At 59.4% G+C, this 21,222-nt stretch carries 19 protein-coding genes; 12 read left to right on the top strand and 7 right to left on the bottom strand.

What is annotated here, in order from left to right; genetic code table 11:
* Nucleotides 1–311: 311 nt before the first annotated feature.
* The 3 genes from AAC599_RS09620 to AAC599_RS09610 all read left to right on the top strand — a co-directional run bounded on the left by AAC599_RS09620 (nucleotide 312) and on the right by AAC599_RS09610 (nucleotide 5,126).
* The gene (locus AAC599_RS09620; RefSeq protein ID WP_340150186.1) at nucleotides 312–1,403 is read left to right on the top strand and encodes a TRAP transporter substrate-binding protein; all 1,092 of its coding nucleotides are present in this window, start codon (nucleotides 312–314) and stop codon (nucleotides 1,401–1,403) included.
* Between the two features lie 63 nt (nucleotides 1,404–1,466).
* Nucleotides 1,467–2,462, top strand: coding sequence for a TRAP transporter small permease subunit (locus AAC599_RS09615; RefSeq protein ID WP_340150185.1), 996 nt, complete (start codon nucleotides 1,467–1,469; stop codon nucleotides 2,460–2,462).
* A 9-nt stretch (nucleotides 2,463–2,471) separates the two neighbouring features.
* Nucleotides 2,472–5,126 (top strand): TRAP transporter large permease subunit, encoded by a 2,655-nt coding sequence (locus tag AAC599_RS09610; protein ID WP_340150184.1) that lies wholly within the window; start codon nucleotides 2,472–2,474, stop codon nucleotides 5,124–5,126.
* Nucleotides 5,127–5,234: 108 nt separating this feature from the next.
* On the opposite strand, the gene AAC599_RS09605 is transcribed toward AAC599_RS09610, so the two are convergent.
* Nucleotides 5,235–5,972, bottom strand: coding sequence for an arginyltransferase (locus AAC599_RS09605; RefSeq protein ID WP_340150183.1), 738 nt, complete (start codon nucleotides 5,970–5,972; stop codon nucleotides 5,235–5,237).
* A 92-nt stretch (nucleotides 5,973–6,064) separates the two neighbouring features.
* Entirely contained in the window at nucleotides 6,065–7,921 is a 1,857-nt protein-coding gene (locus AAC599_RS09600; protein WP_340150182.1) for an SLC13 family permease, read from the bottom strand.
* 150 nt (nucleotides 7,922–8,071) lie between these two features.
* Between AAC599_RS09600 and AAC599_RS09595 the strand changes: the two genes are divergently transcribed.
* On the top strand, nucleotides 8,072–9,331 hold the full coding sequence (locus AAC599_RS09595) for an FAD-binding oxidoreductase (RefSeq protein WP_340150181.1): 1,260 nt from the start codon (nucleotides 8,072–8,074) through the stop codon (nucleotides 9,329–9,331).
* Here AAC599_RS09595 and AAC599_RS09590 read toward each other — a convergent pair.
* Nucleotides 9,326–9,838 carry an RDD family protein gene (locus tag AAC599_RS09590; protein WP_340150180.1) on the bottom strand — a complete coding sequence of 171 codons (513 nt, stop codon included), beginning with the start codon at nucleotides 9,836–9,838 and terminating at the stop codon, nucleotides 9,326–9,328. The two genes, AAC599_RS09595 and AAC599_RS09590, sit on opposite strands and share 6 nt — an antisense overlap.
* A gap of 140 nt (nucleotides 9,839–9,978) precedes the next feature.
* Between AAC599_RS09590 and AAC599_RS09585 the strand changes: the two genes are divergently transcribed.
* On the top strand, nucleotides 9,979–11,178 hold the full coding sequence (locus tag AAC599_RS09585) for an MFS transporter (RefSeq protein ID WP_340150179.1): 1,200 nt from the start codon (nucleotides 9,979–9,981) through the stop codon (nucleotides 11,176–11,178).
* Nucleotides 11,179–11,185: 7 nt separating this feature from the next.
* The gene (locus AAC599_RS09580; RefSeq protein WP_340150178.1) at nucleotides 11,186–11,962 is read left to right on the top strand and encodes a class I SAM-dependent methyltransferase; all 777 of its coding nucleotides are present in this window, start codon (nucleotides 11,186–11,188) and stop codon (nucleotides 11,960–11,962) included.
* A gap of 7 nt (nucleotides 11,963–11,969) precedes the next feature.
* Here AAC599_RS09580 and motB read toward each other — a convergent pair whose 3' ends face one another.
* The gene (gene motB / locus AAC599_RS09575; RefSeq protein WP_340150177.1) at nucleotides 11,970–12,863 is read right to left on the bottom strand and encodes a flagellar motor protein MotB; all 894 of its coding nucleotides are present in this window, start codon (nucleotides 12,861–12,863) and stop codon (nucleotides 11,970–11,972) included.
* Between the two features lie 29 nt (nucleotides 12,864–12,892).
* Complete coding sequence (motA, locus tag AAC599_RS09570; RefSeq protein WP_340150176.1) at nucleotides 12,893–13,750, bottom strand: flagellar motor stator protein MotA; 858 nt, start codon at nucleotides 13,748–13,750, stop codon at nucleotides 12,893–12,895.
* 242 nt (nucleotides 13,751–13,992) lie between these two features.
* Between motA and AAC599_RS09565 the strand changes: the two genes are divergently transcribed.
* Together AAC599_RS09565 and AAC599_RS09560 are read left to right on the top strand one after the other, a co-directional pair.
* Nucleotides 13,993–14,466, top strand: coding sequence for a flavin reductase family protein (locus tag AAC599_RS09565; RefSeq protein ID WP_340150175.1), 474 nt, complete (start codon nucleotides 13,993–13,995; stop codon nucleotides 14,464–14,466).
* A gap of 100 nt (nucleotides 14,467–14,566) precedes the next feature.
* Nucleotides 14,567–15,445 (top strand): NAD(P)-dependent oxidoreductase, encoded by an 879-nt coding sequence (locus AAC599_RS09560; protein WP_340150174.1) that lies wholly within the window; start codon nucleotides 14,567–14,569, stop codon nucleotides 15,443–15,445.
* Here the strand turns inward: AAC599_RS09560 and AAC599_RS09555 are convergent.
* Nucleotides 15,442–15,843: a CAP domain-containing protein gene (locus AAC599_RS09555; RefSeq protein WP_340150173.1), complete on the bottom strand. Its 402-nt coding sequence runs from the start codon at nucleotides 15,841–15,843 to the stop codon at nucleotides 15,442–15,444. The genes AAC599_RS09560 and AAC599_RS09555 overlap by 4 nt on opposite strands.
* A gap of 77 nt (nucleotides 15,844–15,920) precedes the next feature.
* Between AAC599_RS09555 and AAC599_RS09550 the strand changes: the two genes are divergently transcribed.
* Entirely contained in the window at nucleotides 15,921–17,078 is a 1,158-nt protein-coding gene (locus tag AAC599_RS09550) for an aminotransferase class I/II-fold pyridoxal phosphate-dependent enzyme (protein WP_340150172.1), read from the top strand.
* Entirely contained in the window at nucleotides 17,078–17,824 is a 747-nt protein-coding gene (locus AAC599_RS09545) for an SDR family oxidoreductase (protein ID WP_340150171.1), read from the top strand. Before AAC599_RS09550 ends, AAC599_RS09545 begins: the two co-directional genes overlap by 1 nt.
* Nucleotides 17,825–17,826: 2 nt before the next feature.
* Here AAC599_RS09545 and hemB read toward each other — a convergent pair whose 3' ends face one another.
* Nucleotides 17,827–18,828: a porphobilinogen synthase gene (hemB, locus tag AAC599_RS09540; protein ID WP_340150170.1), complete on the bottom strand. Its 1,002-nt coding sequence runs from the start codon at nucleotides 18,826–18,828 to the stop codon at nucleotides 17,827–17,829.
* Between the two features lie 177 nt (nucleotides 18,829–19,005).
* Between hemB and AAC599_RS09535 the strand changes: the two genes are divergently transcribed.
* Together AAC599_RS09535 and AAC599_RS09530 are read left to right on the top strand one after the other, a co-directional pair.
* A complete protein-coding gene (locus AAC599_RS09535; protein ID WP_340150169.1) occupies nucleotides 19,006–20,157 on the top strand; it encodes an isobutyryl-CoA dehydrogenase in 1,152 nt (383 codons plus the stop codon).
* 3 nt (nucleotides 20,158–20,160) lie between these two features.
* Nucleotides 20,161–21,216, top strand: a complete 1,056-nt coding sequence (locus tag AAC599_RS09530; protein ID WP_340150168.1) for an enoyl-CoA hydratase/isomerase family protein — start codon at nucleotides 20,161–20,163, stop codon at nucleotides 21,214–21,216.
* Nucleotides 21,217–21,222 lie beyond the last annotated feature (6 nt).

Here is a 21,222-nt window from a genome sequence, read left to right as displayed (position 1 = left end):
TCTATATATAATTCAGAAAAATGTTTTTTCATATATATTTATATATCTTTCTTAATCTAATAAATGATATTTATGTATTAATATTCACAATTTGGAATATGAAAATTTGCCTTGTATTTGATTTGTCTTCCTGCAAAATTGCCCTCAACAGGGAGAACAAGCGTTCATACAACTGACCGTAGATGTCAGAATAATAATAAGACTTGCCTCAAAGCAGCTACATGTATTGACGCGAAGTTTCTGTTAGATGACAGCTATCTTTGATAGGGGGACTTTTTCCGCCTATCGATTTGAAACGGGAGGAATATTTTATGGAACGACGCAAGTTTTTGACAGGCGCTGCGATTGCTGGCGCAGGTGTTGCCGCGGCCCCCTTTGCCGCTCCGGCAATTGCCCAGGAACGCCAGGAAATCACGGTTGTCTCGACATGGCCGCGGGACTTCCCCGGCCTCGGGATCAGCGCCCAGCGTCTTTGCGCTCGCATCACGGAAATCAGTGAAGGCCGCCTGACGGTCAACTATTTCGCCGCTGGTGAGCGTGTCGGTGCGTTTGACTCGTTTGACGAAGTTGCCTCCGGTAACGCTCAGGCCTATATCGGCGCTGACTATTACTGGAAAGGCAAGCACCCGGGCTTCGCCTATTTCACCTCCGTGCCGTTCGGCATGACCACAGTGGAATGGAACGCCTGGATCAAATACAAGGGCGGTCAGGCACTCTGGGACGAAATGTCCGGTGAGTTTGGTCTGAAGGCACTGCCATGTGGTGCAACCGGTACCCAGATGGGCGGCTGGTTCAACAAGGAAGTGAACTCTGCAGCCGATTTCAAGGGCCTGAAATTCCGTATGCCGGGCCTCGGCGGTGACGTTCTTGCCAAGCTTGGCGCGTCTGTTGTCTCGCTTCCGGGCGGTCAGATTTATGAAAACCTTGTTTCCGGCGCGATCGACGCAACCGAATGGGTGGGTCCGTACAACGACTACTTCCTGAAGTTCTATGAAGCCGCCAAGTACTACTACTATCCGGGCATGCATGAGCCGGGTGGGGGACTTGCCTTCGGGATGAACAAATCCTGGTGGGAAGGTCTTTCCCAGCATGACAAGAATCTGATCACTGTTTGCTGCATGGAAGAGCATGCCGCGCAGTATGAAGAAGCAGCCGCGCTCAATGGTGAGTATCTCAAGAAGATGATCGATGAGAATGGCATCATTCTCAAAGAATTCAGCGATGACGTTTATGACGCCTTCGGTGAAGCCGCTGTTGAGGTCTTTGAAGAAACGCGTGCCCATAGCGCGCTTGCAAACAAGATCGACGAAAGCTTCCAGATGAACCTCCGTGAGCTCGGCGGCTATCAGAAAATTGCTGAAGTCGCCTTCTCCAACAAACGGAACCGGGTTCTGGGGATATAAGTTGCATTAATTGCGGACAGGGGCGGGACAGCGATCTCGCCCCTTCCTCTATGGGAGGCATATATGACGACTGCGGGTGATGTGTATGCATCAAACCGCGGACTGCAATGGTTGGTCCGGGTCTTTGGATGGTGTATGCTGGCGGCGCTGCCGATTTATTTTTTTAACAATTTCCTTTCATTTGTTCTTGGCTGGCCCGGGGTCGAGCCGATATTCACCTCCGGCGAGGTGACATATCTGTCCTGGATACAGCTGGCGCTGTTCGTGGGCGTGGTCGTGTTCGCCGTCGTCTTCGTGCAGTCCACCTCCGGGCGGCATCTTCGGGCTGACGCGGCGATTATTACCCGCGTGAACACCTATCTTGTCAGGGCGGCCTTCTGGGCCGTTTTTTTGGTTGGCATCGTGGATGTGTCCTTGTCTTTTCTTCGGCTTGAGGGACTTTTGCCCTATCTTGTGGGCGCGCAGCTGGATGGCGACCTTGCGCGGGTCCATTTTCGCGGTCCCTATGTCCATGTTCCGCTGATTATCCTGTCGCTCTTCATTGCGTTGCGGTCGCGCACCCTTGGCTTCCAGTGGCTGGCGCTGCTGGTGGTGTTTGCCGAGCTGCTGATCGTGATTACGCGGTTCATTTTTTCATATGAGCAGGCCTTCATGGGCGACCTGGTGCGCTTCTGGTACGCCTCGCTCTTCCTGTTTGCCAGTGCCTATACGCTGGTGGAGGAGGGGCATGTCCGCGTTGACGTGTTCTATGCGGGCTTCACCAACAAGACGAAAGGGTTTGTCAATGCGTTGGGCAGCCTGTTCATGGGTATTACGCTCTGCTGGACGATCCTGCTCGTCGGCATGGGGAACAAGACCTCCATTCTCTATAGCCCGATGGCAAATTTCGAAGTGTCGCAATCCGGCGTTGGAATGCAGGTGAAATATCTGATGGCAGGGTTTCTGGCCGTTTTCGCCGTCACCATGATGGTTCAGTTCGTCAGCTATCTGATGGAGGCGGTTGCCGACTATCTGGAGCAACCGGGTCATGTTGACCATGAGTCGTCACTGACGGGGTAATGTAGGATCATGGAACTTATTTTTCTCGCCCTTCTCGTTTTCCTGATGGCACTGGCCCTCGGCTCCGGCTTTCCGGTTGCCTTTGCCTTGCCCGGCTCGGCGATTGTCACCGTGGCGGTTGCCGCGCTCTGCGGATATGTCGCGACTGGCAATCCGGATGCCTATTTTTCTCATGGCGGCCCCTGGCAATGGCTGAGCGCCGGGGTCACCAATCTCCGCGGCGTCTATTGGGAGGTGGAACGAGATACACTGATCGCCATTCCGCTCTTCATCTTCATGGGCATCATGCTGCAACGCTCCAAGATCGCAGAGGATCTGCTGGTCACCATGGCGCAGCTGTTCGGCCCGGTGCCGGGCGGCCTTGGCATCTCCGTGGTGTTCGTCGGCGCCCTGCTTGCGGCGACGACCGGTATCGTCGGGGCGACCGTGGTGGCGATGGGTCTGATCTCGCTGCCGGCGATGCTCAGGAACAATTATTCGAAATCGCTGGCGACCGGAACGATTGCGGCCTCGGGCACGCTCGGCCAGATCATTCCGCCGTCCATCGTGCTGATTATTCTGGCCGATCAGCTGGCAAGTGCCGTGGATCAGGCGGGCACGGCGCGAAAGGCGCTGCATAAGGCGTCAACCGGTGAGCTCTCCATGCCATCCTCCTTCGGTGTGGTGTCGACCAGTGCGGGCGAGATGTTCCTCGGCGCGCTTATACCGGGGCTGCTGCTTGTCGCCATCTATATGGCGTTTATCCTGATCTATGCCCTGATCAACCCGAAGGTTGCGCCCGCTGTTCATGGCGGCACCTTCGACAAGGCCTTCTTTGCCAAGCTGGCGCTGGCGCTTTTCCCGCCGCTTGGCCTGATCTTTCTCGTTCTGGGATCGATCCTTGCCGGTATTGCCACGGTGAACCAGGCCGGTGCCATCGGCGCCGTAGGGGCGATCATGATGGCGGGCTATCGTCTGAAGGACGGCAGCAAGGATGCGTATGCGCCGGTCGTTCTCGGGCTGGCGTCGCTCATCGGGATCATGGCCGTGCTACTGATCTTCCAACCCAACGTCAAGGCGATCCACACGACGCAGGATGCGCTCGGTATTTTCCTTGGTGTTGTTGCGACCTTGGGCCTGATAATCGCCATCGGCTGGAGCAGTTGGCGTGCCTTCAAGATAGAGAATACCCTGCAGGAAGTCATGATCGAGACGGCGAAGACGACGTCTCTTGTCTTTATCATCCTGCTTGGGGCGGCGATGCTGACGGCGGCGTTCCGGGCCTTTGGCGGGGAAGAACTGGTCCGCGATTTCCTGAACGGCCTGCCGGGCGGGTTCTGGATGAAATTCGTTATTGTCATGGCAGTGATCTTTATCCTCGGATTTTTCCTTGATTTTATCGAAATTGCGGTGGTCGTGGTGCCTATCGTTGCGCCGATCCTTCTCGCGGATCCATCTGCGAATATTACGGCCGTGTGGCTCGGCGTAATGATCGGCCTGAATATCCAGACATCATTCCTGACGCCGCCGTTCGGCTTTGCGCTCTTTTACTTGCGCGGCGTCGCCCCACCCATCGTCAAGACACTGGACATGTATAAAGGAGTGATCGCCTTTATCTCACTGCAGCTGATCGCGCTTGTGGTTGTCGGGCTCTATCCGCCGTTAGTGAACTATCTGCCGAACCGGGCGTCGCTGACATCGGAAACCGCCCCGCCGCCGCGAAACCCGCGTCTGGACTATTGCGTGGACAAGTATATCCATGATCAGTTCCTTACCAAGGGCGCCGCGATCAACAGCGCGATTGCCGAGGCGCGGCAGCTTAATCTCGATTATCTGCCGGATCGTCTGAAGACAGGGCTCGCGCAGAGCTTCGATGCCGCCGAACAGGCCCCTGTCCTGATGACGCAGGCGTGGGAGGCGGATGACCGCATCAATGCGGCCATCGTCGATTATATGCCGGTGCAAGAGCGGGTGCGACGGATAGAGGCGAATATTCGCGAGGAAGATGAGGAAATCGACGATCTGAAGATCACCATCGGCCGGATGCGCAGTGAGGATCAGGCAGAGGCGCGGCAGAGGCTGGAAGCCCGCGTTGCCGATCTCGAAGTGGACCGGGAGCGGCTCGCGGCGGAGATACCGGCGGACTGGAAAGAAATTTACGCGGCCTTCAAGGCACTGCTGAAAGAGGAAACTGTCCTCAGCGGCAAGTTCCGCCGGGCGGCCGGGGACGGCTATAAGCCGGTTGCCGAGGTTGTTGCCATCCTTCAGGACAATGCCGCCTATGCCGATCTGCAGGCCGACCTGATGCAGATCCAGTCCGGTCTCGCGACGGCGGATGCAGCCGATCTGGTATCGTCGATCGAGGATCTCAGCAGCCGTGCCAGCGAGGTGGAAGGCGCGTCCGATATTTCGTCAGGACTATCCCGTGTGCGGCGCAGCCTGAGAAACGACACGCCTGATTTCGAGAAGGCGACGGAAGATATGGCCGCGCTTGTCGCCGACTATCAAGCCCAGCTCGACTGGCGCAATCAGGCGGAGGTCAATCTGCTGCCAACCCTAGAGCGTTATGAAGCGACGATTCGCGGCACGCTCGGCATCCGGGAGCAACGCAGATTTGACGACGAACAGGCGCTCTTCGTGGCGGCCTGCCAGTCCGATCACCGGGATGTATCGCATTACTTCTAGGGGCCTTGATCCCAGAGAGTAGGGCAGTATTGCGAGAGAAAGCGGCGGTGGATCAGAAAAGATCCATCGCCGTTTTCTTATGATGCGGCGAAGGCTGTGCAGTAAAGTTTAAAAGCGGGAAATCGCCTGGTCCGGGATCAACTGCCAGCCGTCGCGGGTCAGGATTTCGGACGGGTAGAAGCGCTTTTTGTAGGCCATCTTCGGGCTTTTGTCGATCCAGTAACCAAGATAGACATAGGGAAGCCCCTGGCGCTCCGCTTCGGAGACATGCCAGAGGATGAGGAAGCTGCCTGGGCTCCGCTTCTCTTCCTCCGGATCGAAGAAGCTGTAGACGAGCGACAGGCCATCCTCCATCAGGTCGATGAGGCAGACGGCGAACAGGCTGTTGTCGCTCTTTCGAAATTCCACCAGACGGGAACGGACGGGGCTTTCCTCGACCATCGCCTGATAATCGATGAAATCCATATCGACCATGCCTCCCTCGGAATGGCGCGATTCCAGATAATGGTGAAACAGGTCGAAATGCTCGCGGCTGGCCATCGAGGGCAGGATGCGGGCCGTGATGTCCGAGTTTGCCTTCCAGATGCGGCGGAAGGATTTTTTCATCTGAAAATCCGTCGCCCGGACCCGAATCGGAATACAGGCGCTGCATCCGTCACAGGCCGGCCGGTAGGCGAGGTCCTGGCTGCGGCGGAACCCCGCATGGCTGAGCGTGTTGTGCAGGCCGTCCGGATCCTCCCCGGCGAGCAGGGTCACCACCTTGCGCTCCAGCCGGTTTTCAAGATACGGGCAGGGGGCGGGCGGCGTCGAGAAGAAGAAGCGTGACGGTATTTCCACGCGTTTCATATCGCCATATCTCTCGTTACTGTTCCCATGACATAAAGGTAACGCGAATTAGGAAGTTCGCAAATAGGGCGGCTTCATAATTTTTCGTGATTTTACATCAATCCATAATAAAACGGCGCGAAAAGTGAAAAAATAATCCAGAGCAGCAGGACAAGCGGGGCGCCGGCCTTGAAAAAATCTGCGAATTTATAGTGTCCGGGACCCATGACGAGCAGATTCGTCTGATACCCCATGGGCGTCGCGAAGGAGCAGTTGGCGGCGAAAATCACCGCATAGATAAAAATCATCGGATCAACCCCCATCTCCTGCGCCATACTGATTCCGATCGGGGTGAACAGTACGGCGGTCGCGTTGTTGCTGAGAATATTGGTGAAGAAGGCGACCAGCAGGAAGAAAACCGAGAGGATCACCGCCGGTCCGGAGCCCATCATAAGCGAGAGAACGCCATGGGCGAGATAGCTCGCGCCGCCCGTTGCCTGCATCGCCGCGCCAAGGCCGAGGGCGGCCCCGATCAGCAGCAGGATTCGCCGGTCGATGGAGCGGCTCGCCTGATAGACGTTGAGGCAGCCGCTGACGACCATCGCGACAGCCCCGCAGACCGCTGCCACGACAATGGGCAGCAACCCGGTCGCGGCAAGGATGACCACGGCGCCAAAGATAATGCGGGCGCGCCAGGCGAGGGCGGTTGCGGGCAGTTCGCGCGCCGACCATTCCAGCAGCAGCACATCCGGATTATTCCTGAGCCGCATGATATCCGACCGCTGGCCGAGGATCAGCAGCACATCGCCCGCCTCCAGCCGGATATCCGTCATCCGGTTGGTGCGGATCATGCGCGAGCGGCGCTGGATGCCGACGACGACGCAGCGAGTGCGGTAATGGAAGCTGATCTGGTAGAGTGCCCGGCCGATCATCCGCGAGGCCGGGGCGACCACAGCCTCGGCCAGCGTCTGCTCCTGCACCGAGGCGAGCTCCTCGCTTGCCTCGGTGCTGGCGCTGTCGGGCTCCAGAAAGCCCTGCAGGATCTGTGGATTATCGGCGAAGGCCTCGGTGATGGATTTGCGGGTACCGGCGAAAACCACCGCATCGGTGGGTTTGAGGGTGATGCCGTCAAAGGGCGGCAGCAGGATATGCTCCCCGCGCTGGATGAAGCGGATGGTGATGTTGCGCAGGCTCGGAAACTGCCCGGCGATCGCCTCCTCGCCGACCAGTGGGCTGTCGGGGGACACTTCCATCTGGACAATGAACTGTTTGCCCGACACATCCACCACATCGCCCTTCATTGAGCCGCGTTCGGGCAGGATGCGCGGAATGATGATCAGGGCATAAATCAGCCCCGCGATGGCCAGCAGGGCGCCCGGAACGGTGAAGTCGAAAAAGCTGATCTGCGGCTGCCCGGCCTGTACCGCGGCGGCCATCACCAGCAGGTTCGTGGAGGAGCCGATCAGTGTCGTCATGCCACCGAGGATGGAGGCGTAGCTCAAGGGAATCATCAGGGTCGAGGTGGAGCGATGCAGGCGCTCGGCCAGCGCGGTCATCAGCGGGATGAAGATGACCACCACCGGCGTATTGTTCATGAAGGCGCTGATCAGCAGCACGGTGGACAGCACCACGGCGATGGCCAGCACCGGATGATGGCGGCGCAGCGCGACAAGGCGGCGGATCGGCTGTTCCAGCGCCCCGGTGCGGACAATACCTTGCCCTACCACCAGCAGGGAGAGTACGGTGATCAGCGCCGGATCGGCGATTCCGGCCAGAATCTCCTGCGGGGTCAGCAGGTTTTCCCCGGCCTGGTTGACCAGCGGGTAGAAATGGAACAGCAGTAACAGCCCCGCAATGACCGCGATGGAGGAGATTTCCAGCTCGACCCGCTCGTTGGCGAAGGCGACAATCGCGACGGCAATAAAAGCGAAAACCGCCCAGATATGAAATGTTGATTCAACTATTTCCATTGACTGTAAATAAATCCTTGCTGTTTTGCCGCGTCGGAGTAAAAGCTTCGCGAAGATTTTGCACCGACAGCTCCATCATGAAGATTGTCGTAAATCTTGCAAGTCTGTTGTTATCGCCCGATGGCCATAAACCTTTGAAGAAAAACCACGATGAGTATTTCCTACTATGATGCTTCGGCCAATGCGCGCGCCGATTTTCCGCGCCTTAAAGGTGCAATGCGCGCCGATGTCTGCGTCATTGGCGGCGGCTATACCGGGCTTTGCGCCGCATTGGAACTGGCCGAGAGGGGATTCTCGGTCACACTGCTGGAAGCGGAGCGGATCGGCTTCGGGGCGTCAGGCCGTAACGGCGGCCAGATCGCGACCGGCTATACACCCGGCATGGTCGAGACGGAGGAAATCGTCGGGGCGGAAGAGGCGACCCGGCTCTGGGATTTCTCGGTCGAGGCGACACGCCTGCTGAAGGAACGAATTGCCCGCCATAATATTGCCTGCGATCTCCGCCATGGGGAGCTCTATGCCGCTGTCAAGCCACGCCACCGCGAATGGCTGTTGGCGGAACAGGCGCATTGCGAGCGACTTTACGGGTATGAGCGGTACAAATGGATCCCGGAGGAAGAGCTTGGCGGCTATCTCGCGACGGACCGGTACTTTGGGGCGCTGCTGGACGAGGATGGCGGCCATCTGCATCCACTCAACTATGTGCTGGGCCTGAGTGCGGCGGCGGTCGAGGCGGGGGTGACGATCTATGAGGAGTCCCGCGTGACCGAGGTGGTGGATGGCAGCAAGCCCGTGGTCAAAACCGAGGATGGCACCGTGACGGCGGAGTATGTTGTTCTCGCGGGCAACGCCTATCTTGGCGATCTCAGCAAGTCCCTCGCGGCGAAGATCATTCCCGTCGATACCTGCATCATCGCGACCGAACCGCTCGGCGCGGCGCGGGCGAAGAGCCTGATGATGACCGAAGCCTGCGTCTCCGATACGAACTACAATCTCGATTATTTCCGTCTCTCGGCGGATAACCGGCTGCTGTATGGCGGACGGGACAAACTGGTCAGCGGACGCAAGATGGCCGGGACGGCGCTGAAGGACAATATGCTGGCGACCTTCCCCCAGCTGGATGACGTGAAGGTCGAGTATATCTGGGGCGGTCGGGTTGCGGTCACGCGCAACTTGCTGCCCGATGTCGGGCGCTGGGGAAATATTTATTACGCCCATGGATATTCCGGGCAGGGCGTGCCGCTGTCCGCCATTGCCGGCCGTGTCATCGGGGAGGCGATTGCCGGGGATGCCGGGCGCTTCGATGTGTTCGCGCGCATCCCGCACAAGCCCTTTCCGGGCGGAACGGCACTCAGGGTGCCGCTTCTGTCGCTTGCCCGGCTTTATTACGAGTTCCGCGACGCCTTATGAGCGGAGCGGTACCCGGCGGATCACCACATCGATCACAAAGTCATGCAGACAGCGTCCGCGCGGATTAAAGAGGGACACCAGCAGGATAAAGGACGAGGTCGCGGCAATACTGAGATAGAAGACAACCGCATGCACGAAGGCGATGAGATAGTCCGGCGGCCCGCCCGCGAGGCGTTCCAGCCGGATATTCATGAACCGCATGCCAAGGGTGGCGCTGCCCGGTCCGCCGACCAGCAAGGTATGATAGGAGAGCGGGATCAGCGCGAGAATAAGCACTAATAGCGGTGTCAGCACGCCAAAGCTGATAATACCGAGGATCGTGGCAACGAAGGTCGCCGCGACGGAGATCACGGCGATACAGACCACATCAATGGCATAGGCAAAAACGCGGCGCAGGCGGATTGATTCAAAATCATCGGGATTGAAAGCCCTCGCGCCGGTCCTGCGGTCGGTGTTCTGACCTTCCAGCGATCCAAGTTCAATCATCGGGCCATCGGATTTGTTCATGAATGGACAGTTCCTTTGTGAGTATAGAAACAACTGGTATCAGTCATAGGAAGTAAATGGTACTTGTTGGATTAAATACAATAAGACATAAACTCGTCCTGGGCGCGCCAGACATACCAACTGTTGTGAAGGATTGAACAATGGCGTCGAGATCTTTTCTCATTCTGATCCTTGCGGGCGGCCTGATCAGCCTGATCGCCATGGGGTCGCGTGCGGCCTTCGGCCTGTTTCTGGAGCCGGTTTCATCGGAATTCGGCTGGGGGCGGGAGGTTTTCGGCCTTGCCCTGGCCATCCAGAATATCGTCTGGGGTCTGTCACAGCCCTTTGCGTCCGCCATCGCCGATAAATACGGCTCCGGTCGGACGCTGGTCGTCTCCGGCATTGTCTATGCGGCGGGCCTGTTCCTGATGGCCAACACCGGCAGCGCCACGGAACTTCACCTCTCTGCCGGATTGATGATCGGCCTTGGCCTCTCAGGCACCGGTTTCGGTGTTGTCATCGGCTCCGTTGGCCGCGCGGTGCCGGATGAAAAACGCTCCATGGCGCTTGGTATTGTGGGTGCCTCGGGCAGCCTCGGGCAGTTCCTCATGGTTCCGCTCGGTCAGGCGTTCCTCGCGGAATATGGCTGGTCGATGGCGCTGGTGTTGATTGGCTGTTGCGCATTGCTGATGATCCCGGCGTCGGCCTGGGTAACGGGCAAGGCGGAAGACAGCGCCGCCGCCGGTGCCGCCAGTCTTTCCTCCGCAGTGCGGGAGGCCGCGGGCAACGGCAGTTACTGGCTGCTGTTCTTCGGCTTTTTCGTCTGCGGTTTTCATGTGACCTTCGTTGCCGTGCATCTGCCTGCCTATATCGTCGATCAGAATGTCGATGCGAAATACGGGGCGATCGCGCTTTCAGTCGTCGGGCTCTTTAACGTTATCGGCTCGCTCGCCTCGGGCTATCTCGGCGGTAAATATTCTAAGAAATATCTCTTAAGCGCGTTCTATTTTGCCCGCGCCGCCCTGTTTCTCGCCTTTATCCTTGTCCCGATCAGTCCGCTCACGATTATTCTCTTTGCCGGCATACTGGGTCTTCTCTGGCTGTCGACCGTGCCGCTCACCTCCGGGCTGGTCGCGGTGATGTTCGGCCCGAAATATATGACGACGCTTTTCGGGTTCGTCTTTTTCGGTCATCAGATCGGGGCCTTCCTCGGCGCCTGGATCGGCGGCGTCGCGTTCGATCTCTATGGCTCCTACGATATCGTCTGGTGGATGAGTGTTGCGCTCGGCATTTTCTCGGGCATCATCCACTGGCCGATCCGGGAGAATATGGCGGTACCGCGTGCCGCGGCGGCGGGTTAGCAACGGCATGGCGCTTGCGCGGTTCAGGGAGAGATCACCGGTTCTCGGCGCCCTCGCCATTCAGGCGGTAGTGTTCGGCGTCCTCTATCTGCTCCGCCCGTTCGCGGAACAGGCGATGGGGATGCCCGTTCCGCTCCTCTGGGTGATGCTGGCGCAGGGGGTGCTGGCCGGGATCGTCAGCCGCGGGTTCCGTTTCTCCCTGCCGTGGGTGGTCGGGCAGGTGATTGCGCCGCCCTTGCTCGTGTTTGCGCTGGCGCTCGATCTGCCGGGATGGGTGTTTCCGGTCATCCTGTTGCTGCTGGTGCTGGTGTTCTGGAATGTGGCGGGCAACCGCGTGCCGCTGTATCTGACCAACCGCCGAACGTCCGACGCTCTTCTGAAACTGCTGCCGCGCGGCAAACCCGTTCATTTTGTCGATCTCGGAAGCGGTCTCGGCGGTACGCTGCACTATCTTGCGAAGGCCGCGCCGGACAGCCGGTTTACCGGACTTGAGACGGCGCCGCTGCCCTTCGCGCTCTCCTGGCTGCGGGGCAAGCTCGGTGGCGGTGGTAATCTCGATTTCCGGTTTCGCGATATCTTCAAAGAGGATCTGGGTCAGTATGACCTTGTGTATTGTTTCCTCTCCCCGGTGCCAATGGCGCGGCTCTATGACAAGGCGCGGGCCGAGATGAAGCCCGGCAGCCTGTTCATCAGCAACAGCTTTGCCGTGCCGGACCAGAAACCCCATCGCGTCGTCACCGTCAAGGACGGTCGGAGGACGAAGCTGCTCATCTGGAAGATGTAACGAGCCGCTACTTCAGGTTCGCGGGCAGGACCGGCGTCTCGCGCAGCAGGATAATGCTGATCCGGCGGTTGCCGGGGTTGGATGGATCGTCGGTGATCATCGGGTCCGTATCGGCGCGCCCCGCGACCCTCTCTATGCGTTCCGGATCGAGCCCGGCATCCAACAGGGCGCGGCGGCTGGCATTGGCGCGGTCGGAGGACAGCTCCCAGTTGGAATAGGTGCCGCCGCTGAAGGACGCGCTGTCCGTATGGCCGCTGATGGAGAGGCTGTTCGGCAACTCCTCGATGGATTTGGCGATCATGCCGACAAGGTTCTTGATCTTCGGCGTGATCGTCGCGCTGCCGCTTTCGAACATGCTTTCGTTGAACTGGTCGACAATCTGGATGCGAAGGCCCTCGGGCGTCATGTCGATGATGACGTGATCCTTGAGGCCCGACAGTTCCGGGTCCTTGTTGATGGCTTGTCGAATCTGGTCGCGGGCCTGCTCGAAACTCATTTCCTCGATTTTTCGCAATTTTTCAAGCAGTTCCGCTTCTTCCAGCTCCCGGGCCTCCCGGGCCTCCTTGCCTTCATTCTTCTTGCCCTGTTCGGGCGGAGAAATGCTGGAAACGACAGAGGGCACACCGAGGTCGGATATGCGGGAGCCTTCGGTCTGCATGCTGGTGCCACCCATGACGCCACCGGCGCCGGACTGGCTGATGCTGGCGGTTGTCGGGGCGAAGTAGTCGGAGAGACCTTCCTTCTGTTCCGTTGTCGTCACATTGAGCAGCCACAGCAGCAGGAAGAACGCCATCATCGCGGTCACGAAGTCGGCATAGGCGACCTTCCAGGCGCCGCCATGGTGACCATGACCGCCTTTCTTGACCTTCTTGACGATTATCGGGGCGACATCATCCGCCATGGGAACCTCTTAACCTACCGGGACGCATGTCAGACGGTCGGGGCTTCATTACAGGCTTCTTCCACCTCGAGGAAGGAGGGGCGCTCGTGGTTGTACAGGGTCTTGCGCGCAAACTCGACCGAGACGGCCGGGGCGTAGCCCTGCAAATGGGCGAGCAGTCCCTGCTTCATGCATTCAAAATATTTGGTGTCCGCATCGGCGAACTGTTCCAGGTTCTTGCCCATGGGGGAGAACAGGCCATAGGCGACGAAAATGCCGAAAAAGGTACCGACCAGCGCGGCGGCAATCAGCCCGCCGAGAATTTCGGGCGGCTCGGCGATCGAGCCCATGGTAACGATCACACCCAAGACGGCGGCCACGATACCGAAGGCGGGCAAGGCTTCACCCAGTGACGTGACGGCGCCGGAAATCGCATGCCCCTCGTTATGATGGGTTTCGATATCCTGATCCATCAGGGCTTCCAGCTCATGCGGATTTTCAGTCCCCATGGTCATCAGCCGAAGATAGTCGCAGATGAAATCCACCGCGTGATGGTTCTTGGAAAAGGCCGGGAAATGCTGGAACAGCTCGCTCTCATGCGGGTTCTCGATATGCGGCTCCAGCGCGATCATGCCCTTGGTCTTGGACAGCTTGAACAGCGCATAAAGCAGGGTCAGCAGTTCGGTATAGGCCTTCTTGTCATGGGGCGAGCCCTTGACCAGCTTGCCCATGGATTTCAAAAACCCGAAGATCACCCATTTCGGATTGGCCTGCAGAAAAGCACCCGCGGCGGCGCCGAGGATGATCAGGAATTCGAGAGGCTGAAACAGCACGGCGAAACTGCCGTGCGGCGCATAGCCACCGGCCACGGAGCCGAATGTCACAACAATACCAATAATCCAAAACATTCTTACACAGACATCCTTACGGGTTTCATCCAAGGAATTAGACAGGGATTTTGACCTGAAAATGGTTAATAAAGCGTGTGTAATTTTAGGAAGTTTTTAAAGAGGGGCGGGGACTTGCGGCTTCTTATATATATTCTGCCAAGGCTTTAGGGATCAGAAAATTAATGATTTTGACAATCATTTGTGGGAAAGTGCCGCCAATCTTAGGTAAGGCGTATTTTGACGGCAGGTATTGATTAGGCATGAGTTTTGACGCCAGAGAATTCAGGAACGCCCTTGGCTGTTTCGCCACGGGCATCACAGTTGTCACCTCGCGGAGCGCGACGGACGAACCGCTCGGCGTGACCGTGAACTCCTTCAGTTCCGTCTCCCTCGATCCGCCGCTGGTGCTGTTCAGCCTTGCCCATGTCGGCGGTCATTGTCAGGAATTTCTCGCCAGCGGAAAATTCGCCGTCAATATCCTGACCCCGGACCAGCGCCATCTCTCCGACCGCTTTTCCATGGCCCATGACGACCGCTTCGACGGCATCGACCATTATATTGGAGAGAATGGCTGCCCGGCGTTTGCAGACAGCCTTGCCGTTTTCGAATGCGAAACCTACGCCGTTCATGAGGCGGGGGACCATGCCGTCTTCATCTGCCGGGTGACCAATGTCATTATGGGGGAGGAGAACAAGGCGCTGCTGTTCCACAAGGGCCAGTATCACGATCTCTAGCCGGTAAATTCCGCCAGCCGAAAAATAACAGACGGGGTCTTTCGCGTCACGTCGCGAGAGGGTACAACGGACAGGTGTTTTTTCAGGGAGGCGATAGAAAATGGCAAAAAAGGCAGCGTTCATTGGGCTTGGCGTGATGGGATATCCGATGGCGGGCTTTCTGCAGAAGGCCGGCTATGACACCACCGTCTACAACCGGACGGGCGCAAAGGCGGAAAAATGGGTTGCCGAATATGGCGGGAGCCATGCCGATACCCCGGCGAAGGCCGCAGAGGGCGCCGATTTCGTCATGGTCTGCGTCGGCAATGATGACGACCTCAGGAGCGTCGTCCTTGGAGAGACCGGCATTCTCGCCACCATGAAATCCGGCTCGGTCTTTGTCGATCACACAACCGCCTCGTCCGAGGTGGCCGTTGAACTTGCCGCCATTGCGAAAGAGAAGGGCGTCGGTTTTGTCGATGCGCCGGTCTCCGGCGGTCAGGCCGGGGCGGAGAACGGCAAGCTGACGGTGATGTGCGGCGGCGCGGAAGAGGATTTCAATCGCGCGAAGGAGCCGATCGCCGTCTATTCCCAAGCCTGCATGCTGATGGGTGGCGTTGGCGCGGGGCAGCTCACCAAGATGGTCAACCAGATTTGCATCGCCGGGGTCGTTCAGGGCCTCTCGGAGGGCATTCACTTTGCCGAGAAGGCGGGCCTCGACGCGGAAAAGGTGATCGAGGTGATTTCCAAGGGTGCGGCGCAAAGCTGGCAGATGGAAAACCGCTACAAGACGATGATCGCCGACAAGTTCGACTATGGTTTCGCCGTCGACTGGATGCGCAAGGACCTCGGGATATGCCTCAAGACAAGCGACCAGATCGGCGCCAGCCTGCCGAACACGGCGCTGGTCGATCAGTATTATTCCGACATCCAGAATATGGGCGGGAATCGCTGGGATACCTCCAGCCTGATCAAGCGGCTGCGCAAGCTCGCCGGTTAGCCGAGCGGCGCGGCGAGGGAGAGTGACCAGTACCGCGTGACGCTCGCATCCTCTGGCTCGACCGGGGAAATACCGAGGCCGACATCGCAGACCTTGTCATTCAGGATATTGGCGCGGTGCGGCGGGCTGTCCATCCACATCTTAACTACGCCGGCCGCATCCACCGCGCCAAGGGCGACATTCTCCGCGGCGGTGGAGAAGCTGTAGCCTGTCGCGCGGATCCGCTCATCGAAGGTCGACCGGTTCTTGCCCATATGCGAAAGGGCTTGTTTTTGGTCCATGAATTCCGCATGTTGCTGGGCGGTTTGCATGAGAAGGCTGTTCGGGGTGAGAGCGGGCAGGTTGGCCTTCGTCCGCTCCGCATTCAGACAATCAATAACGTCGGTGATGAGACTCAAGAGTTAGCTCCGATCCGGTGATAAAAGTTTCAGTGATAAAGACGCGCGTCCTTGCGCATTTGTGAGGAATTTCGGCCATGACGAATAAAAAGATACCGCTGAAACCCGAAACTTTGACGGCACAAGCCATGGGCTGGCTCGATCCGGCGCATAAGTCGCTTATTCCCGGCATTTTCCCTGGCACCACCTTCGAGCGCGAGGCGGATGGCAGCTATGCGGCGGGGCGCGTCTATACCCGCGATCACAATCCCGGCTATGACCAGCCCGAGGAACTGCTCCGTCATCTTGAAGGCGGCAAAGAGGCGCTTCTTTTCTCATCCGGTATGTCGGCGGCGCTCGCCGTGGTGCAGGCGCTTCGCCCCGGCGATCACATGATCGCGCCCGAGGTGATGTACTGGAGCTTTCGCAACTGGCTGCTGAGTGTGGGGCGGGAATGGGGACTTGAAGTAACTTTTGTGCCGAACGGCGATCTTGAGGCGCTCGCGGCGGCGGTTGTTCCCGGCAAGACGAAGCTGCTGTGGCTGGAAACCCCGGCCAACCCGACCTGGGTCGTGGATGATATTGCGGCCTGGGCGAAAGTGGCGAAGGACGCCGGGGCGCGTCTTGCTGTCGACAACACGGTGGCGACGCCGCTGCTCACCAATCCGCTCAAGCTCGGCGCCGATATCGTCATGCATTCGGCGACGAAATATCTCAATGGCCATTCGGATGTGCTGGCGGGGGCGCTGGTCACGTCGGCGGATGATGCGTTCTGGGCGCGGGTCAAGGTGAACCGCAGCGCGGGCGGCGCCATTCCGGGGCCATTCGAAGCCTGGCTACTGCTCCGTGGCATGCGGACCCTGCATCTTCGGGTCGCGCGCGCCAGCGAAAGCGCCCTCGCCATCGCCCGGCATTTCGAGGGGCGGGCGGGCATCCGCGCGGTGCTCTATCCGGGGCTTGCCTCTCACGCCGGGCATGACATTGCAACGCGGCAGATGAACGGCGGCTTCGGCGGCATGCTCAGCCTTTGTATCGAGGGCGGGGAGACGGCGGCAATGGCCGTTGCGGCGCGGCTGCAACTCATCAAGCGGGCAACCTCGCTCGGCGGGGTCGAAAGCCTCGTCGAGCATCGCGCGAGTATCGAGGGCGCGGGTACGCCCTGCCCAAAGGACCTGTTGCGGCTTTCCATCGGAATTGAACATGTGGATGACCTGATCCGGGATATCGATCAGGCGCTGGACGGGAGGAACAGCTAATGAAACGCTCAATCATTGTGACCGGGGCAAGCCGGGGCATCGGCCGATCCATCGCGCTGAAGGCGGCGGAAAAAGGCTATCAGGTCTGCGTCAACTACAAGGGCGCGGCGGACAAGGCGGAGGCTGTCGTCCGCGAGATCGAGGCGGCGGGCGGCACCGCCATCGCGGTGCAGGCCGATATGGCGGTGGAGGCGGATATCCTTCGGATGTTCGAGACCGTCGATCGGGAGCTGGCCCCGCTCGGCGCGCTGGTGAACAACGCCGGGATTGTCGACCGGGCGGCACCGGTTGCGGATATGAGCCTTGACCGGCTGGAGCGCATGTTCTCCACCAATATCACCGGGCCGTTCCTCTGCGCGCGGGAGGCGGTGAAGCGCCTTTCCACGGCGCGCGGCGGTCCGGGCGGGGGGATCGTCAATATCTCCTCCGTTGCGGCGAAGCTCGGCAGTCCCAATGAATATGTCGATTATGCCGCCTCCAAGGCCGCGATCGATGCCATGACCATCGGGCTTTCAAAGGAGGTCGCGAATGAGGGAATCCGCGTCAATGCGGTGCGCCCCGGTGTGATCTATACGGATATCCACGCAAGCGGTGGGGAGCCGGATCGGGTCGACCGGGTGAAATCTATGGTGCCGATGCAACGCGGCGGCGAGGCGGAGGAGATTGCCGATGCGGCGCTCTGGCTGCTGTCGGACGAGGCGTCCTACGTCACCGGCGCGCTTCTGGATGTGTCCGGTGGGCGCTAGCCTCAGCCCTGCAAATTCTTCGCGGCCTCAACGGCGAAATAGGTGAGGATGCCGTCGCAGCCCGCCCGCTTGAATCCGAGCAGGCTTTCCATGACGACTTTCTCCCGGTCCAGCCAGCCGTTGTTCGCAGCGGCGGCCAGCATGGCGTACTCGCCCGAGACCTGATAGGCGAAGGTCGGCAGGCCGAACTCGTCCTTTACCCGGCGGCAGATATCGAGATAGGGCATGCCCGGCTTGACCATGACCATGTCCGCCCCCTCGTTGATGTCCATCGCCACCTCGCGCAGCGCCTCGTCCGTGTTGGCGGGGTTCATCTGGTAGGTGCGCTTGTCGCTGGTGCCGAGATTGCCGGTCGAGCCGACCGCATCGCGGAAGGGCCCGTAAAAGCCGGAGGCGTATTTCGCCGCATAGGACATGATGGCGGTGTTGACATGACCCTCGCGTTCCAGCTCGGCACGGATGGCGCCGATACGGCCGTCCATCATGTCGGAGGGGGCAATGATATCGCAGCCCGCCTCGACCTGGTTAAGGGTCTGGCCGATCAGCACATCGATCGTTGCGTCATTGACCACATAGCCGTTTTCGACAAGGCCGTCCTGCCCGTGGACGGTGAAGGGGTCGAGCGCCACATCGCAGAGGATGCCCATATCCGGCACCGCATCCTTGATCGCCCGGATCGCCTTGCAGATGATGTTGTTCTTGTTGAGCGCCTCGCGCCCGTCATCGGTCTTGAGCGACTGGTCGATTGCGGGGAACAGCGCGATCACCGGAATACCGAGATCGAACGCCTCCTTCGCGGCAACGACAAGCAGGTCGGTGCTGAGCCGTTTCACCCCCGGCATGGACGGGATGTCAACGGCAAGGTCCTCTCCCTCATGCACGAAAACCGGCCAGATCAGATCATTGGGGCTCAGCGCATTCTCGGCGACCAGCCGTCGGGACCAGTCGGATTTGCGAACCCGGCGCAGCCGTGTTGCGGGAAAATGGGGCGCAAGGGTTTTCATAGGGTCTTGTCCTGCTTTTTGCGGTTGTTCAGGGTAATTTCGCGCATATTATCCTTATGGGCGCCGGGTCGCAAATGTTTAGGTCCGGAATCTAAACCTAACGGGCGTTTGCCTAATCATTGACAGCCCCCGCGCAAGGTCGTATCAACAGGGATCAGAAGAATGAGGCAATAACCCATGGACTTTAACTTATCGGAAGACCAGGCCGCCTTTCAGGACATGGCCCGCAGCTTTGCTGCCGATATCTTCGCCCCCAACGCAGAGAAATGGGATGAGGAGAAAATTTTCCCCGTCACCGAAATGCGCCAGGCGGCAGAACTTGGTTTCGCAGGAATATATGTCGGCGAGGAGCATGGCGGCTCGGCGTTGACCCGGCTCGACGCGGCGATCATTTTTGAAGAGCTGGCATCTGGCTGCCCCTCGACCGCGGCCTTTATCTCTATCCATAACATGGCGAGCTGGATGATCGACCGGTTCGGCTCCGATACGGTGCGGGAGAAGTTCCTGCCAAAGCTAACGACGATGGAACATTTCGCGAGCTATTGCCTGACGGAACCGGGCTCGGGCTCGGATGCGGCGGCGCTCCGCACCAAGGCGGTGCGCGACGGCGATCATTATGTGCTGAACGGCGGCAAGGCCTTCATCTCCGGTGGCGGCAAGGCGGATGTCTATGTGACCATGGTCCGCACCGGCGATGACAGCCCGAAGGGGATCAGCTGTATCGCCGTGCCGGCGGATGCGCCCGGCATCAGTTTCGGCGCGCAGGAACGCAAGATGGGCTGGAATTCCCAGCCGACGGCGCAGGTCCTCTTCGACGATTGCCGGGTGCCGGTGGAAAATCTCGTCGGCAATGAGGGCGACGGCTTCAAGATCGCGATGATGGGCCTTGATGGCGGTCGGCTCAACATCGGCGCCTGCTCCATCGGCGCGGCGCGGGCGGCGCTGGAACTGGCACAAGGCTATACCGCCGACCGCAAGCAGTTCGGCAAGCCTGTTGGCAGCTTTCAGGCGGTGCAGTTCCGCCTTGCGGACATGGCGACGGAGCTGGAGGCGGCACGGCTGATGATCCGGCAGGCGGCGGCAAAACTGGATGCAAAGGACCCGGAAGCCACGCTCTATTGCGCGATGGCCAAACGATTTGCGACTGATGTCGGCTTCAATGTCTGTAACGAGGCGTTGCAGCTTCATGGCGGCTATGGCTATTTGCGGGATTTCCCACTGGAACGGCTGGTCCGCGATACCCGCGTGCACCAGATACTGGAAGGCACCAACGAGATCATGCGCGTGGTTATCGCGCGCAAGCTGGCAGACGGGCAGGGAAGGCAGTAAGCTATGAGTACAGAAGAGGAAATCCTGTTCGAGGTGACGGGCGCCATTGGCCTTGTCACCCTTAACCGGCCCAAGGCGCTGAACGCGCTGACCCATGAAATGTGTCTCGCCCTTAAAGAGCAGCTGCAGGAATGGGAGACGGACGAGAACGTGCGCGCCGTGCTCGTCGAGGGGACCGGGGAAAAAGCCTTCTGCGCCGGTGGCGATATCGTCAAGCTCTATAACGAGGGCAGGAGCGGCGGCGACTATCCCTATAACTTCTACCGCGACGAATACCTCCTCAATCTCGCGGTCAAGCATTTCAAGAAGCCCTATATCGCGCTGATGGACGGCATCGTCATGGGCGGCGGGGTCGGCGTCTCGGTCCATGGCAGCCATCGCATCGCGACGGAGCGCACCCTGTTCGCCATGCCCGAGACCGGCATCGGCCTGTTCCCGGATGTCGGCGGCACTTACTTCCTGCCGCGGCTCGCCGGAGAACTCGGCATGTATCTCGGCCTGACGGGGGCGCGGCTGAAAGCGGCGGATGCGGTCTATAGCGGCATTACGCCGGTCTATATCGAAACTGAAAAGCTCGATGACCTCAAGGGTGCGCTGGCCGGTCATCGCTTTGGCGCGAACGCCCATGAAGAGGTCGATGCGCTGCTTGCCCGTTTTGCGGGCGATCCCGGCGCGGCGCCGATTGCCGAGGTGGCATCCATAATCGATGCGCATTTCGCCAATCCGTCGGCGGTGGCGATCCTCGCAAGCCTGGAAGGCGATCCGGACCCCTGGGCGCAGAAAACCGCCGAGACCCTGCGCACGAAGTCTCCGACCAGCGTCAAGCTCGCCTATCAGCAGCTCCGTCGCGGCGCAAAGCTCGATTTCGATGACTGCATGCGGCTCGAATTCCGCATGGTGGGCCGGGTGATCCAGGGCGTTGATTTCTATGAGGGGACCCGCGCCGTCGTCATCGACAAGGACCAGTCGCCGAAATGGAAACCGGCGACGCTGGAAGAGGTAAGCGATGCGGAGATCGAGGCCTATTTCGCCCCGCTCCCCGGCGGCGAGCTGTTCTAGCCTGCC

This window comes from uncultured Sneathiella sp., assembly GCF_963976355.1.
Classification (GTDB): Bacteria; Pseudomonadota; Alphaproteobacteria; order Sneathiellales; family Sneathiellaceae; genus Sneathiella.
This window is presented reverse-complemented; position numbering and strand designations above follow the sequence as displayed.

What these genes read in the sequence shown, in the direction of transcription:
- AAC599_RS09620 (WP_340150186.1), top strand. Translation starts at nt 312, where the DNA reads ATGGAACGACGCAAGTTTTTGACAGGCGCTGCGATTGCTGGCGCAGGT.
- AAC599_RS09615 (WP_340150185.1), top strand. Translation starts at nt 1,467, where the DNA reads ATGACGACTGCGGGTGATGTGTATGCATCAAACCGCGGACTGCAATGG.
- AAC599_RS09610 (WP_340150184.1), top strand. Translation starts at nt 2,472, where the DNA reads ATGGAACTTATTTTTCTCGCCCTTCTCGTTTTCCTGATGGCACTGGCC.
- AAC599_RS09605 (WP_340150183.1), bottom strand. Translation starts at nt 5,972, where the DNA reads ATGAAACGCGTGGAAATACCGTCACGCTTCTTCTTCTCGACGCCGCCC.
- AAC599_RS09600 (WP_340150182.1), bottom strand. Translation starts at nt 7,921, where the DNA reads ATGGAAATAGTTGAATCAACATTTCATATCTGGGCGGTTTTCGCTTTT.
- AAC599_RS09595 (WP_340150181.1), top strand. Translation starts at nt 8,072, where the DNA reads ATGAGTATTTCCTACTATGATGCTTCGGCCAATGCGCGCGCCGATTTT.
- AAC599_RS09590 (WP_340150180.1), bottom strand. Translation starts at nt 9,838, where the DNA reads ATGAACAAATCCGATGGCCCGATGATTGAACTTGGATCGCTGGAAGGT.
- AAC599_RS09585 (WP_340150179.1), top strand. Translation starts at nt 9,979, where the DNA reads ATGGCGTCGAGATCTTTTCTCATTCTGATCCTTGCGGGCGGCCTGATC.
- AAC599_RS09580 (WP_340150178.1), top strand. Translation starts at nt 11,186, where the DNA reads ATGGCGCTTGCGCGGTTCAGGGAGAGATCACCGGTTCTCGGCGCCCTC.
- motB (WP_340150177.1), bottom strand. Translation starts at nt 12,863, where the DNA reads ATGGCGGATGATGTCGCCCCGATAATCGTCAAGAAGGTCAAGAAAGGC.
- motA (WP_340150176.1), bottom strand. Translation starts at nt 13,750, where the DNA reads ATGTTTTGGATTATTGGTATTGTTGTGACATTCGGCTCCGTGGCCGGT.
- AAC599_RS09565 (WP_340150175.1), top strand. Translation starts at nt 13,993, where the DNA reads ATGAGTTTTGACGCCAGAGAATTCAGGAACGCCCTTGGCTGTTTCGCC.
- AAC599_RS09560 (WP_340150174.1), top strand. Translation starts at nt 14,567, where the DNA reads ATGGCAAAAAAGGCAGCGTTCATTGGGCTTGGCGTGATGGGATATCCG.
- AAC599_RS09550 (WP_340150172.1), top strand. Translation starts at nt 15,921, where the DNA reads ATGACGAATAAAAAGATACCGCTGAAACCCGAAACTTTGACGGCACAA.
- AAC599_RS09545 (WP_340150171.1), top strand. Translation starts at nt 17,078, where the DNA reads ATGAAACGCTCAATCATTGTGACCGGGGCAAGCCGGGGCATCGGCCGA.
- hemB (WP_340150170.1), bottom strand. Translation starts at nt 18,828, where the DNA reads ATGAAAACCCTTGCGCCCCATTTTCCCGCAACACGGCTGCGCCGGGTT.
- AAC599_RS09535 (WP_340150169.1), top strand. Translation starts at nt 19,006, where the DNA reads ATGGACTTTAACTTATCGGAAGACCAGGCCGCCTTTCAGGACATGGCC.
- AAC599_RS09530 (WP_340150168.1), top strand. Translation starts at nt 20,161, where the DNA reads ATGAGTACAGAAGAGGAAATCCTGTTCGAGGTGACGGGCGCCATTGGC.